General features: G+C 69.2%; 11 protein-coding genes. 5 read left to right on the top strand and 6 right to left on the bottom strand.

Annotated elements, in window-relative coordinates:
• Positions 1-27: 27 nt before the first annotated feature.
• The 3 genes from LXT23_RS12125 to LXT23_RS12115 form a co-directional block, all read right to left on the bottom strand.
• A complete protein-coding gene (locus tag LXT23_RS12125; RefSeq protein WP_253980282.1) occupies positions 28-996 on the bottom strand; it encodes a hypothetical protein in 969 nt (322 codons plus the stop codon).
• 502 nt (positions 997-1,498) lie between these two features.
• Positions 1,499-5,569, bottom strand: coding sequence for a protein kinase domain-containing protein (locus LXT23_RS12120; protein WP_253980281.1), 4,071 nt, complete (start codon positions 5,567-5,569; stop codon positions 1,499-1,501).
• Between the two features lie 84 nt (positions 5,570-5,653).
• Positions 5,654-6,295 carry an alpha/beta hydrolase gene (locus LXT23_RS12115; RefSeq protein WP_253980280.1) on the bottom strand — a complete coding sequence of 214 codons (642 nt, stop codon included), beginning with the start codon at positions 6,293-6,295 and terminating at the stop codon, positions 5,654-5,656.
• Positions 6,296-6,794: 499 nt separating this feature from the next.
• Between LXT23_RS12115 and LXT23_RS12110 the strand changes: the two genes are divergently transcribed.
• The 4 genes from LXT23_RS12110 to hflX all read left to right on the top strand — a co-directional run bounded on the left by LXT23_RS12110 (position 6,795) and on the right by hflX (position 11,988).
• A complete protein-coding gene (locus tag LXT23_RS12110) occupies positions 6,795-8,135 on the top strand; it encodes a hypothetical protein (RefSeq protein WP_253980279.1) in 1,341 nt (446 codons plus the stop codon).
• A gap of 120 nt (positions 8,136-8,255) precedes the next feature.
• Positions 8,256-8,885 (top strand): hypothetical protein, encoded by a 630-nt coding sequence (locus tag LXT23_RS12105; RefSeq protein ID WP_253980278.1) that lies wholly within the window; start codon positions 8,256-8,258, stop codon positions 8,883-8,885.
• Positions 8,882-10,444, top strand: a complete 1,563-nt coding sequence (locus LXT23_RS12100) for a GMC family oxidoreductase (protein ID WP_253980277.1) — start codon at positions 8,882-8,884, stop codon at positions 10,442-10,444. The genes LXT23_RS12105 and LXT23_RS12100 overlap by 4 nt, the downstream gene beginning before the upstream one ends.
• A 143-nt stretch (positions 10,445-10,587) precedes the next feature.
• On the top strand, positions 10,588-11,988 hold the full coding sequence (gene hflX, locus LXT23_RS12095) for a GTPase HflX (protein ID WP_253980276.1): 1,401 nt from the start codon (positions 10,588-10,590) through the stop codon (positions 11,986-11,988).
• A gap of 69 nt (positions 11,989-12,057) precedes the next feature.
• Here hflX and LXT23_RS12090 read toward each other — a convergent pair whose 3' ends face one another.
• The 3 genes from LXT23_RS12090 to LXT23_RS12080 all read right to left on the bottom strand — a co-directional run bounded on the left by LXT23_RS12090 (position 12,058) and on the right by LXT23_RS12080 (position 15,912).
• Positions 12,058-14,136, bottom strand: a complete 2,079-nt coding sequence (locus LXT23_RS12090; protein ID WP_253980275.1) for an endo-1,3-alpha-glucanase family glycosylhydrolase — start codon at positions 14,134-14,136, stop codon at positions 12,058-12,060.
• A gap of 86 nt (positions 14,137-14,222) precedes the next feature.
• Complete coding sequence (locus tag LXT23_RS12085) at positions 14,223-15,425, bottom strand: alpha/beta hydrolase family protein (RefSeq protein ID WP_253980274.1); 1,203 nt, start codon at positions 15,423-15,425, stop codon at positions 14,223-14,225.
• Positions 15,426-15,504: 79 nt separating this feature from the next.
• Positions 15,505-15,912: a YciI family protein gene (locus LXT23_RS12080; RefSeq protein WP_253980273.1), complete on the bottom strand. Its 408-nt coding sequence runs from the start codon at positions 15,910-15,912 to the stop codon at positions 15,505-15,507.
• Between the two features lie 208 nt (positions 15,913-16,120).
• On the opposite strand from LXT23_RS12080, the gene LXT23_RS12075 reads away from it, so the two are divergent.
• Positions 16,121-17,413 (top strand): alkaline phosphatase D family protein, encoded by a 1,293-nt coding sequence (locus LXT23_RS12075; protein ID WP_253980272.1) that lies wholly within the window; start codon positions 16,121-16,123, stop codon positions 17,411-17,413.
• The last annotated feature ends 3 nt before the right edge of the window (positions 17,414-17,416 follow it).

Raw genomic sequence — 17,416 nt, 5'->3', positions numbered from 1 at the left:
CCTACCTCCGCCACGCCAGGGTCGGCGTCACCGGCAGAGGCCGCAGTCCGCCCGACAGCTGTTGTACCAGTGGGCCGTGCCACACGACTCGGTGACCTGGCAGGAGCCATCCCCACATCGGTAGATGTCCTGGTCTCGCAGCCGGGTGACGAGGGGCCGGTACTCCACGCCCGCGTAGCGGCACTTCGAATAGAACAGCCCCGAAGGGTCCAGGGTGCAGTGTCTGGCGCACTCCCCTACGAAGAAGAGTGGTGCGCAGGACTTCCGCTGGCTCCCGGAGCTGTCCACCACCGCGCATGCACGGGCGCTGCTCTGGTCCTGGCCCAGCAGCGTCCCCCGGCTTCCCGCGTGGAGCCCCTGGCCGGTGAAGAGGTTGCCGAAGAAGCAGGACTCCTGCTTGGGAAACGCGTTCAGCTCCTCGGACGTGTACGGGATGGGCTGGCCCTGCGCACCCCGGCCCAGCACCGAGATGGGGACGCTCACGCCATAGGGATTGACGTGCGCGGCCAGGCACGCCGAGACGAGCTGCTGCTCAAGCAGCGGCGCCGACGAGCCTCCGGCCCACGCCGGCGCCAGCCCCAGCGCGCCCGTCCAGGTGTACGTCACTCCTGAGGTCGGATGCGTGTACGTGCGCGTCTGTCCGGCGGGCACGGCGCAGCGGACGATGTAGCGCATCACCTCGTCGGCCACCGCGGGGTTCGACTGGAACCATGACCTGAAGGTGGACGTCGACAGGCCATTGAAGGACAGCCCGTTGAACGACAAGCCATTGAAGGACAGCCCGTTGAACGACAGCCCGTTGAAGGACAGGCCATTGAGCGACAGGGGGTTGTGGCTCTCCGACGCCTGGACCTGGGCCTGAAGCACGGGAGGCTCGGAGGCGTCCTCCACCGGCCCGCAGGCACTTGCCGTCGCCAGCAGCAGGCACGACACCCGGGCCCACGCACCAAGACGATTCCGCATGCCACGGCAGCGGTCGAGCTCGACAGTTTGCATGTGCTTCCCCTCGGAAGACGGACCGGAGGGGAGCGAAGGCAACCGGGCGCGGTGGCCCCTCACACGTAAAAGTGTGAACTCACTGAACCCATCAGGCGAGCCTCCGACCTGCAGCGCCCTGCCTTCGTCTGAAGACAGACATTCCAATCATCCATGACTGAACGCATGGGCGCGCCAGCATCCAGAAGCGGATGATTGGCCTTGGCTGCCCGTGGCCGCTCTGAAGGCCACCGGCGGGCGATGCTCCGCCCGCCGACGGCATTGCATCAGTTCATCTCGGTGGACGTGGTGCCGCCGCCACAGCTACGGGGACCGCCACGGACCTTGGTCTGGATCTTCATGTCGTGCTCCTGGTGTGTGCTGCGTTGACTCCAGCGCGTGCACGGGCAAGCCCGGTCCGCGTGGAGGCCAGGAGTAGACGGCGCAATGCGCAGGCGGGTCAACCCGCTGGCATCCATTGGATTGCAGCCGCAACGCGTTGGCGCGCTGCGGCGCACCTCGTCTACACGTGCCCCGGGCCTTCCTCCCGCATGCCCAGGTCGGGCTGTGGCAGGTCCAGTCCCCGCAGGGCGTGCTGCTCGAACCCGTGCGCGCCCTGGGCGTACGCGATTCGCACGCCCTGCAAGAAGCTGTCGTGTGCCTCCTGCGTCCGGCCCAGCGCCCGCAGGGCCTCGCCTTCGAGCCGGTAGAGCTCGGACTCGAAATAGGACTCTCGCGACGCCGCCACCCACTTGAGCCCCTCACGCACGGCGGTCAGGGCCTCGACTGGCTGCTTCAGGCGCAGATGCACCTCTGACAGCAGTGCGATGTTGAGGGGCATGCCGGCCCGGATGCCCGCCAGTCGCCACTGGCCCAGCCACTTGCGCATCACCGCCAGCCCCTCGTCCGGATGCCCCAGCTCGGAGCGGGCCCAGCCGAGCAGCAGGCCCGACCACACGAGCCACAACCGGAACCAGTGCTCGCGCGCGAGCGCATGGGTCTCTTCCGCCAGCTTCAGCGTGCCTGGCACGTCCCGGCGCATCATCCGGGCGACGCCCGTGTGGGTCAGCACGAAGGCCAGGGTGTGGGGGTGGCGGATGCTCCTGGCCAGCTCCAGCGCCTCCCGCTCGAAGTGCCGCGCCCGCTCCTCCTGACCGACGACCGAGTGGATGACGCAGGCGTAGGAGAGCGCCATGGCCCGTGGGTTCGTCCAGTGACGTAAGGCCAGGGCCCGATGCTCCTCGAGGGTGAAGTCCGAGCAGGCCAGCGCGCGCTCCACGTACTCCAGCCCCTGCTTCATCCGCCCCCAGGTGAAGAAGTCGGTGCCCATCATCCGGTAGCCCAGCGAGAGCAGCTCCCGGTTGTTCTGGCGCTGGCCCAGGTCCACCAGCTGCTCCGCCAGCTCGTGGCTCTTGGCGTACTCGGCGCGCGCGAAGTAGTAGGCGAAGGGCCCCCAGTAGGACAGCTCCAGCCGCGGCAGCGACTCGCCTACCTGGTGGAAGAGCTCGCGCGCCCGGGAGTACGTCTGCTTCACCTCGTGCGAGCGGTAGCCCTGCTCCTGGGAGAGCGGAATGCCCAGGGCGATGAGCAGCTGCAGCTCCTCGCCCATGCGCTGGTCCCGGTCCGGCAGGGCGCGTAGCAGCTTCAGCGCCTGTTGCAGGTGGCTCACCGCCTCGCGGTTGGCCGAGCGCAGGCTGGCGCGGATGCCGGCCTGGGCCCAGTAGTGCACCGCCGGTTGGAACTCGCCGGCCTCCGTGTAGTGATGGGCGAGCAGCTCCGGCTGCGCTTCCACCCAGTCAGGGAACTGCTCCACCAGGGCCTGGGCAATGCGGCGGTGGTGCTGCCGGCGCGTGCCACGCAGCTGGGATTGATAGGCCGCCTCCTGGAGGAGCGCATGGCGGAACTGGTAGCAGGGCTCGGCGGCGTCGACCTCCTGCAGCAGCCCCGCGGCCACCAACGCCTCCACGTCCCGGCGCAGCCCGGTGGGACTGCGCTGGGTCAGCGTGGCCAGCAGCACATGGGAGAAGCTGCGCCCCACCACCGAGCACAGCTGCGCCAGGGCCTTCTGCCGGGCGGGCAGCATGTCGAGCCGGGCCAGCAGCAGCTCGTGGAGCGTGACGGGGATGCTCCGCAGCGTGCCCAGGGACGGAGGGCCGCCGGGGCCGGCGCGCTCCAGCATCATGTACGTCAGCTCCTCCGCGAAGAGGGGGACGCCGTCCGTCTTGGACACCAGCTGGCGCACCATCTCCTCGGAGAGGGCGTGCTCGCCCGCCGCCTCCTTCACCAGCGTCCCGGTCAGCTCCGCGGACAGCCGCTCCAGCACCAGCCGGTGCAATCCGGGCTCTCCCCACCACGAAGGCTTGCAGCCTGGGCGGGCGCTGAGGACGAGCAGCACTCGCGAATGGCCCAGCTTCTCCAGCAGGTAGCCGAGGAGCGCGAGCGTCGACGGGTCCGCCCAGTGCAGGTCCTCGACCACGCCCAGCACGGGGCGCTCCCGCGAGATTCGCAGCAGCAGGTCCGCCAGCGCCTCGAAGGTGCGCTCCTTCTGCCGCTCGGGTGAGAGCTGGAGCGGGGGGAGGTTCTCCTTGACGGGCAGTGAGAGGAAGGCCGCGATGAGGGCCATCCGCTCCGGGGACACCCCGAACGTCCCCAGCCGCGCCTCGAGCGCCCGCAGGTTCTGCGGCGGCAGGCCCTCCGGGTCCAGATGCAGCAGGTGCTGCACCATCTCGATGATGGGGTAGAAGGCGCTGTTTGCGAACTGCGACCAGCATTGGCAGCGGAGGTGGATGCTGCGCTTCGGACATGCCCGCTCCCGCAGCTCCTGGATGAGGCGCGACTTGCCGATTCCCGCCTCGCCGGTGATGAGCACGAGCCCTCCCTGGCCCTGCTCGGCGTGCGCCCAGCAGTCCAGCAGCTGCCCCAGCTCCTGCTCGCGGTCCACCAGCGGCGAGAGCGTTCCGATGGCCAGCGCCCGGTCGAAGCGGAACACCGCCTTGCGCGCTCGCACCACCCGCCAGCACTCCATCCTCCGCTCTCCGGCCAGGCCCTGGAACGTCCGGGGGCCGAGAGGCTCGGCATCGAAGGAGCGCTTCACCAGGGTGTGCGAGGTGTGGCTGAGGAGCACCTCGTTGCTCCCCGCCTGCCTGGCCAGCCACGCGGCGATGCGCGGGGCTTCCCCCTGGATGGCGGGCGTGCGTCCGCGCAGCTCCGGAAGGATGTCGTCGAACGCGACCATCTCCGTATGCAGCCCCACGCCCACGGCCAGCGTCCCCAGCGACAGGTGGGGCAGCCGCTTGCGCAGCATGTCCGGCAGCGCATGGCTCAGCGCCATTCCCGCCCGCACCGCGTGCTCCGAGTCTTCCTCCTGGGCGACGGGATAGCCGAAGCACGCCAGCACCTCGTCCCCCACGCAGGTGGTCGTCGAGCCGCCATGACGCTGGATGATTTCGGAGCAGCTGAGGTGGAAGGCCGCCTCCAGCTCGCTGAAGTCCTCGGCATCCAGCGCCTCCGCCAGCCCGCCCAGCCCGGCGAGCTTGCAGGACACCAGGGTCACCTGCCGCCGCTGCGGGGGCAGCGCGAGGGGCTCCTCGCGCCAGGGCCCCAGCCGCTCCTCCAGCAGGCGCAGCCGCTCGCGGAGCTCCCACGCGGAGGGCAGCCGCCGGCGCGGGTCCTTGGCGAGCGCCGTGGCCACCAGTGAGTCCAGCTCCTCCGGAAGCCCCGGCATGAGCGTGCGCACCGAGGGGACGGGCTCGGCGGAGAGCACCTCCCGGCGCAGCAGCTCGAGGGAGCCACTGCGATAGGGCTGCTTCCCGGTGAGCATCTCGAACAGCATGATGCCGGCCGACCACACGTCCGTGCGGGCGTCCTGCTTCTCGCCGCGCCACTGCTCTGGAGACATGTAGGAAGGCGTGCCGGCCGTGGGCAGGTGGGGCAGTGGCGCGCTGCCGGCGGCCAGCAGGTGGGCCAGTCCGAAGTCCAGCAGCTTCACCGGCCCCTGGCGGGTGATGAAGACATTGCTGGGCTTGAGGTCGCGGTGGACGATGCCGCGCTCGTGCGCGTGCGCCAGCCCCGCGGCCACCGCGCTCATGATCTCCAGCGAGCGCCGCAGCCCGAGCCGATGCACCCGACTCAGCAGCGCGTCGAGCGACTCTCCCTCCAGACGCTCCATGACGAGACAGGGGACACGGGGCTCCTCGGGGGCCCCTGCCAGCTCGGACACGTCGAAGATGCGGACGATGTTCTCGTGGTTCAGGTGCGCGATGGCCCGGGCCTCCCGCTGGAGCAGCGAGACGCGCGACGTCTCATCCGGGCCCTCCGCCGTCATCAGGAACTTCAGCGCCACCTCCCGCTGCAGCTCCTCGTCCCAGGCGCCGAACACCTGCCCCATGGCACCGCCACCCAGCTCCTCGATGATTTCGAAGCGCGACCCGTCCAGGCCGCCCAGCCGCTCCCCCACCACGGGCTTCCGGAATGGCGGCGGCATGTGCGCCACCTCTCTCAGGAAGGAGTCCCCGAAGTCCGACTCCTCCGGTTGGCGCGCCTCACCGGAGGACGAGCCCTCGTCGCTCCGCCTGTCATCGGTCTCCGCTGGCATGCCTCCCCCCGAGCATCGACGGGCCTCTGGCGAGGACCCGGCTTCATGAAGCTAGGAAGCCGCTCTTCGGGGTGCATCTCGGGCTCAGCGCGCCCCAGAGGCCACGGGAGGCACGGCCTGACCGCTCAGAGCCTGCCGGAGGAAGGCGCGCCAATCCTCTATCAGCGCCGGTGACACGTCATGGCCGAGGCCCGGGTAGCTCATCATGTCGATGGGGAGGCCCTGCGCCTTCAGCGCCTCGACGCGAGCCGACGTCTGCCGGGCGTCGATGATGGCGTCGGCTTCGCCGTGAAGCACCCGCACGTGGCTCGTCGCGGGCAGGGGCTGGGACGTGTCCCCGAGCAGGCGCGAGCCCATGGGCACGGCGAAGTCGACCAGGTCCGGGTAGCGGATGGCGAGCCACCAGGCCAGGTCTCCGCCATACGAGAAGCCCGTCACGGCCACGCGGCGAAGCTCGGGATGGGTGCGCCGCACGCCGCGAATGAGGTCGGCGACACGCGCGCCCATCTGCTCCAGGTCGGCGAGCTTGCCGGCCGCGGCCTTCTGCTCGTGGTCGGGATGAAACCAGGTGTAACCCTCCCGGCGCGGGAGCGGTCCCTGGGGCAGCAGCACCCGCACCGGAGCGCCCCAGTCCTGCACGTACTCCCTCCAGAAGGCGGGGGTGCCCCCGGAGGAGTGCAGTGCCACGAGCAACGCTTCGGGCCGCGCGTCGCCCTGGGTAGACATCTCGTAGGTGAGCGCCTGTGGTGGGGGGCTTGCCGTCGCGGACGCGGACCGTGAGCCCGCACAAGCAGTCATGAGGGCTGTCACCGCGAGGAGTGCGGCACCGACGACACGCTTCATGTTGGAACCTCCACCTGGCATGCGGCGCGGAGGAGCTTCGCAAGGAAGCCTCCGCATTCCGCGCTTTCATGGATAGGCACAGCTGACTCACGGCGTGACACCCGCCCCACCGATTGCGGCTCCCCGCACTTCTGATAGGTTTCTGCGACTCGATTTCGCGCGGGGCTTACGCCCTTTCGTGGAAGCAGGGACGTCGCAGGACTCCTTCGACACGCCGGGCCGGCAGTGGTCGACACGTCCCGAAGAGGGGGTTCATATGCAGAAGGTACTTCACCAGGCAGGTCCGCTTTTGCGGGGGGCGCGGAAGGTCGTGGGTCTCCTGCTGCTCGGATTGGCGGTGTCCCATTGCAAGGGGAGCCCGGCAGAGGACGTGGATGCCGGCGTGCCAGAGGATGCAGGGCGCCCGCCCGTCCAGATGTTGCTGCGGGATACGACCTTGCTGGACGTGGATGTCCAGCAGCGCTTCCTGGCCGGGGCGGCTTTCGACGGCGGCACGGTCGTCCAGGACCTGTCGACAGGTGAGACCTGGCCCGTTGCACCCAGGGCCGAGTTTGGAGACTTCACGCGGGAAGGCAGCGTCCTCTTGCTCCGGGGACGCGCGACGGCGGACGTCCGCACCCTGTGGCTCTGGCAGCCCGGGCAGGCGCAGGCCCACGAGGTCGGCCAGGACTGGTCCTCGGCCGTCGTGTACGAAGGCACCCGTCGCTATGTGGCCTTCACCGAGAAGACGCCTGACTCCGCCCTGGCCGTGCGCATGGTGCCCCTGGAGACCTGCACGGCCGAGGCGTGTCCGGTCCGCACGCTGTTCCGGATTGAGCTTGGCGCCGCCTACCCCACCGTGAGCATCAAAGCGGGAGAGCGATTCCTCTGGCTCACCAAGAGGGAACGCGTCTGGCTCGTCGACCTGGAGTCGGGCGAGGTCAAACCGATGGAACACGCCGCGGACTTGACGCGCTTCTCCCCTTCGCGCACTCGCTTCGCGGAGCTGACGCTGGGGCAGAATCTCCGGGTGCGAGACACCGCCACGGGAGACCTGTTGTGGGAGGTGACCCCGGAGGCCAGCAAGTTGGGGTACACCTTCTTCTTCTTCGATGAGGACTCGGTCATCATCAACGTGAACCAGACCGAGGAGTTCGGCGCATACCCTGAAGACCGGAAGTCCTTTCAGTGCAGCGCCCAGGGCTGCGTGCAGGTGGCTGCCGCGCAATGCGAGCTCGAGCCGGGCGGACCGCCACGGCTGTTGAAATGTCGCCGCCGCAACTCCCCCACCACCGCCTTCGCGCATGAGGTCACCCTGATGAGCACCCCCGGAGTGGTGCTCTCCCAGCGCGCAGATGTCTTCTCGAACTCCCACGTGAGTGCAGACGCCAGGACGGTGGTGTGGTTGACGGGAAAGCCGCTCGAGCCGGGCTACAAGCTGGAGTGGGAGGGATTGCAGCCGTCCCAGCCCCTCCTCCTGCCGGAGCCGTACTTCGTCCATACCGGCTTCTTCGTGGAAGACCCCCAGCGGTTCGTCTTCATCTTCGTGAGGAAGACGTCCGCCGGTGAGGAGAACGTGCTGGCCACGTGGGACGGGCAGACCGTGCAGGAGCTGTCCCTCGTCGGCGGCTCTGTACTCTTGGGAAAGGTACGGACCCGGCCGAACGCGCTCTACATGAATGGGTTTGTGCCCGGAGAGGACGCCGCTTCCGGCCCCTCCGACATCCTGCGCTTCTCGCTCTGACGTCGCGGTTTGACGGAACGCCCCCCTGACGAAGACGCGGCCGCAGGGGAGGGATTGAATGGGAGTGGCGGGCTCTGCCACCATGTGTCGACGCCCCGCGCGGTGGCACAGGAGGATGGGATGAGCCCGCCACGACCTGCACCGGAAGCGCTGACGCGCCGACGACTCCTGAAGCGAGGACTCTTCGGCGGAGCCCTGCTGGCCCTGGGAGGCAGCGCGGCGCTGGCCACACGTGGGGGCCTGTCACTCCCCCTTCCTCCCGAGGGCCTCCAGGTCCTGGGCCCGCGCGAGTACGCCACGCTCCAGGCCCTCGCCCGCCGCGCCTTTCCCCCGCGTCCAGGCTGGCCGGACGCGGACACGGCCCGCGTCGCCCTCACGGCGGACGGGCTGCTCGCGCGGGGAGACCCGGCCGTCGCGAAGGAGGTGAAGGACCTGCTGGGCCTCTTCGACAACGCGCTCGCCGGCTTCCTCTTCGCCGGGCGCGTCACCCCCTTCTCGCGGCTGGCACCCGAGGCCCAGGACGCGGCCTTCGAGGCCTGGCGGACCTCGCGCCTGGTGCTGCTGCGCACGGGGCACCAGGCGCTGCGCACGCTGGTGTACAGCGCGTACTACGTGCACCCGGCGGCAGCGGCGGCCACGGGCTACGTCCCGCCGGAGGGCTTCCATGACGCGAACGCGGTGGCCTGGAAGGGTGAAGGCCCCCGCCCTGCCCCCGGGCCCGTGACGCGGAAGGAGGGCTCCACGCCATGAGTGGACGCATCTTCACCGGAGACGAGCTCACCGAGGACCGCGTCGTCACCTGCGACGTGTGCGTGGTGGGCAGCGGCGCGGGAGGCGGCGTGCTGGGCCACGAGCTGGCGCGGCGCGGCCTGGACGTGGTCATGCTGGAGGAAGGCGGCTACCGCACCCGCCGGGACTTCGACATGAAGGAGGCCACGGCCTACCCGGCCATGTACCAGGAGCTGGCCAACCGGGCGACGGACGACCTGGCCATCAGCATCCTCCAGGGCCGCACGGTGGGCGGCGGCACCACCGTCAACTGGTGCGCCAGCTTCCGTACCCCGCCGGAAATCCTCCAGCGCTGGCGCGACGTGCACGGGGTGAAGGGGCTGGACGAGGCCACCCTCGCGCCCCACTGGGACTGGCTTGAGGAGCGGCTGCACATCCGCGACTGGCCCATCGAGCAGGCCAACCGCAACAACCAGCTCCTCTGGGAGGGCCTGGGCAAGCTCGGCTACAGCCGGGGCACGGTGAAGCGCAACGTCAAGTCGTGCGCGGCGCTGGGCGTGTGTGGCCTGGGCTGCCCCACCGACGCGAAGCAGTCCATGCTGGTGACGCTCATCCCGGACGCGGTGGAGCAGGGAATGCGCCTGTTCGCCAACGTCAGCGCGCGCCGGCTGGAGCTGGACGGCAGCCGCGTGGTGGCGGTGCATGCGGACGTGCTGGACCCGCGCACGGACCGGCCCACGGGGAAGCGGCTCACGGTGAAGCCGAAGGTGACGGCGGTGTGCGGCGGCGCCATCAACTCGCCGGCGCTGCTGCTGCGCAGCGGGCTGGACGGGCGCGGGCTCGTGGGCAAGCGCCTCTTCCTGCACCCGGTGGTCATCTCCACGGGCCGCTTCCGCGAGCGGGTGGAGGCCTTCTTTGGCGCGCCGCTCACCGTCTACTCACGCCAGTTCATCGACCGGGGGCCCGGGAAGCTGGGCTGGCTCATCGAGGTGCCGCCCATCCACCCCGTCCTCGCCTCCGTGACGATGCCGGGCTTCGGCGCCGCGCACCAGGAGCTGATGGCGCAGCTGCCGTATGCCAATGCCGTCATCTCCATCACCCTGGACGGCGTGCAGCCCGGAGACGTGGGTGGCACCGTGTCGCTGCGCGGCGAGTCCGAGTACTCACGGCTGAAGGTGGAGTATCCGCTCACGGACTTCCACTGGGAGGGCTTCCGCGAGGCCTTGAAGGTGGCCGCGCGCCTGCAGTTCGCCGCGGGCGCGGAGCAGGTGCTCAGCCCCCACTCGTCGCCGGTGGTGATGCGGAGCGAGAAGGACGTGGCGCTGCTGGACCCGGCGCCCTACGCGCCGTTGATGTGCCGCGTGGCCAGCGCGCATCAGATGGGCGGCTGTGCCATGGGAGGCAGCCGCGAGACGAGCGTGGTGGACAGCACCCTGCGCTACTGGGACGCGGACAACCTCTTCGTCGTGGACGGCTCGGTCTTCCCCACCGCGCTGGGCGTCAATCCCATGCAGACCATCCTCGGCGTCGCGCACTGGGGCAGCCAGCACGTCGCCGCCGCGGTGGGCGGGAGGTCCTGACCCGGACGCCACCGGACCTGGCGCTGAATCGCGGCTGGATGCTCGTCCCTCGACGAAGCAACCGCTCCGTATCCCACCTGCCGGAAGCCTGGAGCGGGCGACCAGGCCACTTCCCCGGGCTGTGACGTGGTACGAGCGTCGGCATGTCGACCACCCTCCCCGTCCGCCCTCGTGCCGTCCTCGTCGGCGTCCAGTTCCCCAGCGTGTCGGACGCGGAGCACGCCGCGGACCTCGCGGAGCTCCGCCGGCTGGTGCACACGCTCGGCTACGACACCGTGGCCACGCTGTCCCAGCGCCGCTCCGCCCTGGCCTCGGGGACGGTGCTCGGCACGGGCAAGCTCAAGGAGCTGGCCGCGCTCACCGGAGGGCCCGGGGTGGTGACCTCCGGAGCCCAGGACCGGACCACCAAGGCCCGCGAGAAGTGGGAGGCCGAGGACGAGGCCGACGGTGAAGAGGAAGCGGAAGAAGCCGCAGCCGCGCCGCCCGAGGAGCCGGCGGACCTCAGCGAGCAGGAGGAAGCCCCGCCGCGTCCCACGGTGGTGGTCGTCGACCACGAGCTGTCACCGGGCCAGCTTCGCAACCTCGAGAAGGCCACCGGGGTACAGGTGATGGACCGCACCGGCGTGATTGTCGACATCTTCCACCGGCACGCGCGGAGCCACGAGGCGCGCATGCAGGTGGAGATTGCGCGCCTCAACTACCTCGCCCCCCGGCTGCGTGAGTCCACGGGCGGCCGCGAGCGCCAGCAGGGCCGAGGCTCCGGCGACTCCGCGGTGGAGCTCGACCGCCGCAAGATTCGCGACCGGCTCGCGGAGCTGCGCGAGGGGCTCGCCGCCATCCAGAAGGAGCAGGACCACCGCCGGTACGCCCGCAGGGACCAGCTCCGGGTGGCGCTGGTGGGCTACACCAACGCGGGCAAGTCCTCGCTGATGCGGGCCCTCACCGGCAGCGAGGTGCTGGTGGCCGACCAGCTCTTCGCCACCCTCGACACCACCGTGCGCGCGATGCAGCCGGAGAGCCGGCCGCGCGTGCTCATCTCCGACACGGTGGGCTTCATCCAGAAGCTGCCGCACGACCTCGTCGCGTCCTTCCGCTCCACGCTGGACGAGGCGCTGGAGGCCTCGCTGCTGCTCTACGTGGTGGATGCGTCCGACCCGACGTGGGACTCGCAGCTCGAGGTCACCCGCGCGGTGCTCCGGGAGATTGGCGCGGACGTCGTCCCGAGCAGGCTGTTGCTGAACAAGGCGGACCGGCTGGATGCGGCGGCGCGAGACGCGCTGCTGGCCCGGCACCCGGATGCCATCCTGCTGTCGGCCCACCGGCCGGACGACGTGGCGGCGCTGCGGCGGAGCATCCTCCAGTTCTTCGAGGCCTCCATGGTCGAGGCAGACCTGGTGATTCCGTACGCCAGCCAGGGACGCATCGGCGAGGTGTACGAGCACACCACCGTGGTCTCCCAGGCCTTCGACGAGCACGGGAGCAGGCTCCGCGTCCGCGGCCTCCCAGGCGCCATCGCCCGGCTGTCGCAGGCGTTCCAGGCGTAGCCCGTGGAAGAAGAAACCCGACGCGCCGTGCGCTGGCGCGTCGGGCTCTCGAGACAGGTGGCGAGCTGGCTAGCGCTTCAGCCACATCGGCTCGCCGGGGCACATCCTGCAGCGGGCCTCGCCATTCGCACACGACGTCGCGCATGACGGGAGCGCCGCTCGGCTCGAGCTGCCAGCCCGGTACAGCAGGTCCTGGTACGCGATGGAGCCGACGATGCCGTGCATGCTCTGGAATTGCACGACGGTGGCCCCCGAGCGCTTGAGCCTGAAGGTCGGCGTGCCCACTGCCAGCGCCGTCCTGACGACCTGCACGCCACCCGCGGTCTTGTCCTCGCCGTAGGTCGTCGCTCCCTGCGTGATTTCGAGCCGGCCGGCCGACCGCAAGAAGCCCACCAGCTCGACGTCGTTCGTCGCGGGGCAGCCGGCCTTGCAGGCCGCGAGATTCGCCGAGGTCTGCGTCGTCGGCACGAGGGACTGATGGTGGATGCGATGGTTGTAATACAACACGTCGCGCTCGATGGTCGGCTTGATGCCGGTCTTGAACCACTGGATGTAATACGCGGTCATGTCGTACGCGGGCCACTGCTTCCCTGTCGAAGGCCGGATGTTGTGGTGCTCGTGCTGGTCGTTCCAGGTGACGATCTGGACCTGGTCCAGCCCGTCGGCAATCACGTTCTCCCAGATGGAGCGGAGCGTCAGCGAGTTCCGGGCCTCCCAGAACGCCCTGTCCTTGGGCCGGTAGTCCTGGCTGCTCATCGGGTGGATCCACGCCTTCCCGTACCCGGCGGCCTTCGTCTTCAGGCCTCCGGAGTACCCGGCCGTCGTCACGGGGACGGCGGTGCCCCACCCGGCATAGGCGTCTCCGACGGTCTTGTACGCGTCGAAGAGCGCGGTGCTTCCCGTCCCGAGGAAGACAGGCACCAGGTACAGGTTCATGCCCAGCTCGGTCGCTGCGCGCTGCTTGAAGGTGCCGTAGAAGCTGGCCGTCCGGCCATGCGCGGCAGGATTGAACAGGCCGACGACGAACTTCCCATCGGGGCGCTTCAGGAGCGCGGAGTAGCCCTTCAGCTTGCCCAGGATGCGGACCATCGCGTCCAGGTCCCCCGTCTGGCTTCCCGTGTTGAGGATGGTCAGGTCGAAGTTCGGGACGATATCGAAGCTTCCGACCTGCGAGGCTGCTTCGACGAGGGTCTTCGCCCGCGTCCACACGGCGCCGTTGCCCACGTCGCTGTCGGTCCACAGGTTCAGGTAGAAGCCGTCGATGCCGATGCGCGCGGCCAGCTCGATTTCGTCCTTCGCGTCGCGCAGCTGCCAGTCCGTCTCCGGGCGCGTCGGCCTCGGGATGGGACGCTCACGCATCATGCCGCCGTAGGCCGAGTGCGAGCCGCCCTCGCCCGTGGAGGCGATGTAGTTGCGCTCGTAGTAGTCGTTGGACGTCGGGTTGTAGTTGTCGAGCGACACCGGGTAGTAGTGCCAGTGCGCGTAGACCCGCCTGGCCGACTGCCGGAGGACGGTGCGGGGCACCGCGGTGAACGGCCACTCACACGGACCACAGTCGGGACCGCAGTCGACCCCGGTCTCGGTGCCGTTGCGGACCCTGTCTGAGCAGGTCGCGCTGGCCGTCACGCTCAGCTGGGCGCTGTACTCATTGTCGGTCTCGTCCGTCTCGCTCGGCATGCGATTGACGTCATCGACCCTGGCGAGAAGCGTATGCGTGCCGGGGGTGGCCGACGCGGTCCACACCCGGGTTCCCGTCGGGCCATGGTTCGAGGTGAGCGTGACGCTCGCGCCAGGGGCCAGGGAGTCCGTGTGGGTATCGGACCACGACACCTGGGTGCCGTTCACCCAGAAGGACACGCCGTGGATGATGCCCACGGGAGTTGCGACAGTCCCCGTGTTCTTGATGCTTGCGCTGAAGACGACGGCACTCCCCGGCGCCACGGTGAGCGGGCTCGTACCCGTCACGACGAGGTTGTAGCCGTCCAAGAGCGCGTCCTGGGAGGTCAGGACTTCTTCGGTCGTCCCGGTGTCAGCGCCCCCGCACCCCATGAGCGTGAACGACAGGCTGGCGGCCAGGACGACGAGAGTGCCCTTCAACGAGGAAGGCACAGGTTGCTTGCGGATGTTTCGCGAGGTCTTGCTGGACATGCAAAACCTCCTAGAGCCGCCAAAACCGACTGTCCAGGAGGATTTGCGAGGCAGCGGGGCCCATGGGCCACGGCACGGAGCCGCCGTCAGGGAGCAAGCTCGCGATTCAACGCCTCCGCCATTCGCGAAACCGCTCCCGGCAACGTGCCGAGGTCGTGGCTGCCGCCGTCGTACTCGAAGTAGGTGAAGACGTTGCTCGGTGAGACACGCCCGGCGTCCGCCATCGCGGCGGCGAGCGCGCGCGAATACAGGACCGAGGCCGAGGGGTCGGCGGCTCCATGGTGGACCTGTGTCGCGGGCAACCTCGTCGGCGCTGCCAGCGCGCTGGTGGCCGCCATGCGCCGCCGCATCTCCACGTAGCCGGCCTCGGTGATGAAGAGTCCGGCATCAGGACTCACCGTGACCTGATCCACCGGGATGAGCGAGCGGAGCAGCAACGTGGCAGGGTCTTGAGGAGAGGCCACCGCGCCAGCCACCGACGCTTCGAACAGCCCCGGTGGCAACCCGGCGAGCGCAACCCGGAAGTCCGTGGGGCCGTAGGCGTCGATGACGAGGTCGAACCGCTTGTCGAGCGCTCCCACTGCCAGCGCCACCATTCCGCCGCGGCTCTCCCCGAAGACGGCCACGCGGCTGGCGTCCGCGAGCGGCGTCGTGGCGATGACCGCCGACAGGAACGCTGCCGTGTCCGTCAGGTCGGTGGTACCGAAGAGCGTGTCGCCACTCGAGCTGTACGTCGTGTTGGCGATGCGTACCCGCTCCCCTCGATAGGAGGGAATGACGTAGATGAGCCGCTCGCGGAGGGGCTGCCCGGGAGTCCGGGACGCGAGGTCCTCCACGGTGAACGGCGGCAAGCCGCCATCTCCCGTATACCCGCCATGCGTGTACACGAGCATGGGCGCGGGCGCCGTCAGTGAGACGGGCACCAGCACGACACCGACGTGGCGCGCACCGCCGACGACGTGCTCGAGCACCCGGTAGGCCATCGGCACGGTGCCGAGGGTCACCGTCCCGCTGGCGAGCTGCGTGACGTCGCGCGCCGCGAGGTCCCGGGAAGCCCACTCCTGCTCCAGGTACTGGAGCTCCGCGGCCGTCACGGGCGCCAGCAGGTCCCCGAGCACGAGGGGCCGTGGCGTCCCTGAATCGACACCGCCCCCCGCATCCACGATGGGTTCGGTGCCGGCGTCAACTCCGCCGTCACCGCCCGGTGAACCACTACACGCCAGGGGCGCGCCGACGATTCCGAGCACCGCGAGCCCGAACGCCGCCAACACCCGTGTCTGTTTGCTCATCGGCTCGTGCTCCTGCGCAAGGGGTCGCAATGCAGTGCATCTGACCACGGCAGGAGGGGCGACGCGCCCCGTCAGCGCATTACATGTCAGCCAGCTGCCGGACCTCGCACTCGATGTTCCACTCCTCGCCGTGCACCGCGAGGAAGCGTCGGGTCAGCTCGAGCGCCTCCTCCATCGAGTCGGCCTTGAAAAGCGCGTAGCCGCCGACCACTTCCTTCGCCTCGGTGAAGGGCCCGTCGGTGCGGCTGAACCTGCCGTGGTCGTTGCGCAGGCGGACGCCCTCGGACGTGGGACGCAGGCCGGCGGTCTCGAGCAGCACTCCCTTTGCCGTCATCTCCTCGATCAGCTTTCCCATGTCGGCCATCAGCTTCTCGCTGGGCTGCTGGGCGGTGTTCTCGCGGACTCGGACCATGGACAGGAAACGCACGTGGAGCTCCTTCAATTCGTCGGATGGGTAGACGAAGCCGGGCGGAAGTGCCCGCTTCATGGGGGCGACGAACGATAGGGGGAAGGATCGACACGGCATTTCCGAAGTATCGACAACGCGGCGTGTCACCAGGCAGGGAAAAAGGGAGAGATATTTCTTTTCAAGACGACCGGTGGGCGCGGGCCCTCCCTTGAGCGGGAGAAGACCTCCCTTCAATCGGCACCCCGCCCCCCGTGGGTCCCTCGTGGTGGTGCCAGAGGAGAAGACGATGATGAAGCGTTCCGTGCCCGGCATGCTGCTGGGCGTGTGGGTGGCCAGCGGCCTCGTGGTTCCCGGTGTCGCGCAGGCCCACGAAGCGCCCCTCGTGCGAGCCCCCATGGTGGGCCGCACCTGGACGACGGGTGCCAGCATCTGGGCGGGTACCTCGGTCAACTTCGGGGACGCCGCAGGTGAGAAGCTGGTCCTCCGAGCCCGGGAGGCGTCCGCCTGTGCGACCTGCTGGGTGTCCACGACGGACATGACGGAGGCGGGAAGCGGAGGCGGCTTCCGCTCGTGGAAGGGCACGGTGGACGGACTGAAGGCCAACACCCGGTACGACTATCGAATCTTCGTCGCGGGCCAGGCCGCGGAGCGCGGGGGCGTCAGCTTCAAGACCGAGCCGAATGCCGGTGCACGCTTCAAGGTCGGCGTCGCGTCCTGCATGAACGGCGAGAAGAACCCGAGCCAGCCCTCGTTCGACATCATGCACGAGCAGCTCGACACGGGAGAGGCCAACATCCAGCTGCTCGTGGGCGACAACATGTACACGACGCAGACGCCCCCGAACAAGGAGCACTACTGGTTCAAGTACTTCCAGCAGCGCAACGTGCCGGAGTTCGCCAGGGTCTTCCGGGCGTTCCCGACGTTCGCTGTCTGGGATGACCATGACTACGGTCCGAACGACGAGGACGGAACCTTCGCCCAGAAGGACGTGGCCCGCGACACGTACGCGGCCCTCTTTCCCCACCCGCCGTTCGCGGGCGGCGGCATCTTCCACAAGTTCACCTGGAGCGACGTGGAGTTCTTCATGATGGATGACCGCTGGGGACGCGACTGCCCCAGGTCCATGCCCGCGGGATACTCGCCGCAGATGTACGGCGCGGACCAGTTCAGCTGGCTGAAGTCGTCGCTGGCGGCGTCGACCGCGACCTTCAAGGTGATTGTGAATGGCTCCACCCTGAACAGCGAATGCTGGGGAAACCAGCGGCAGGCCCTCTTCAATCACATCGCCGACAAGAAGATTGGCGGGGTGCTCTTCGTGACGGGTGACATCCACAAGAGCCAGCTCACCTCGCGCACGCCCGGCGTGGGCTACACGGTGTGGGAGCTCACCTCTTCTGGCATTGGCGTCGGCGCGGATCCGGCCGAGTACAGCTTCGGCATCATGGAGTTCAACACGAACCTGGATGACCCCACCGTCACCTTCAAGGTCATCAACAACCCTCAGCGGCGGTCGAGCATCAACGGAGCGGGCGTCACCGTCTCCACCAGGACCGTGAAGCGCTCGGCGCTGCGGCCCTGAGGA

This window comes from Pyxidicoccus xibeiensis, assembly GCF_024198175.1.
In the GTDB taxonomy this organism is placed as follows: Bacteria; Myxococcota; Myxococcia; order Myxococcales; family Myxococcaceae; genus Myxococcus; species Myxococcus xibeiensis.
This window is presented reverse-complemented; position numbering and strand designations above follow the sequence as displayed.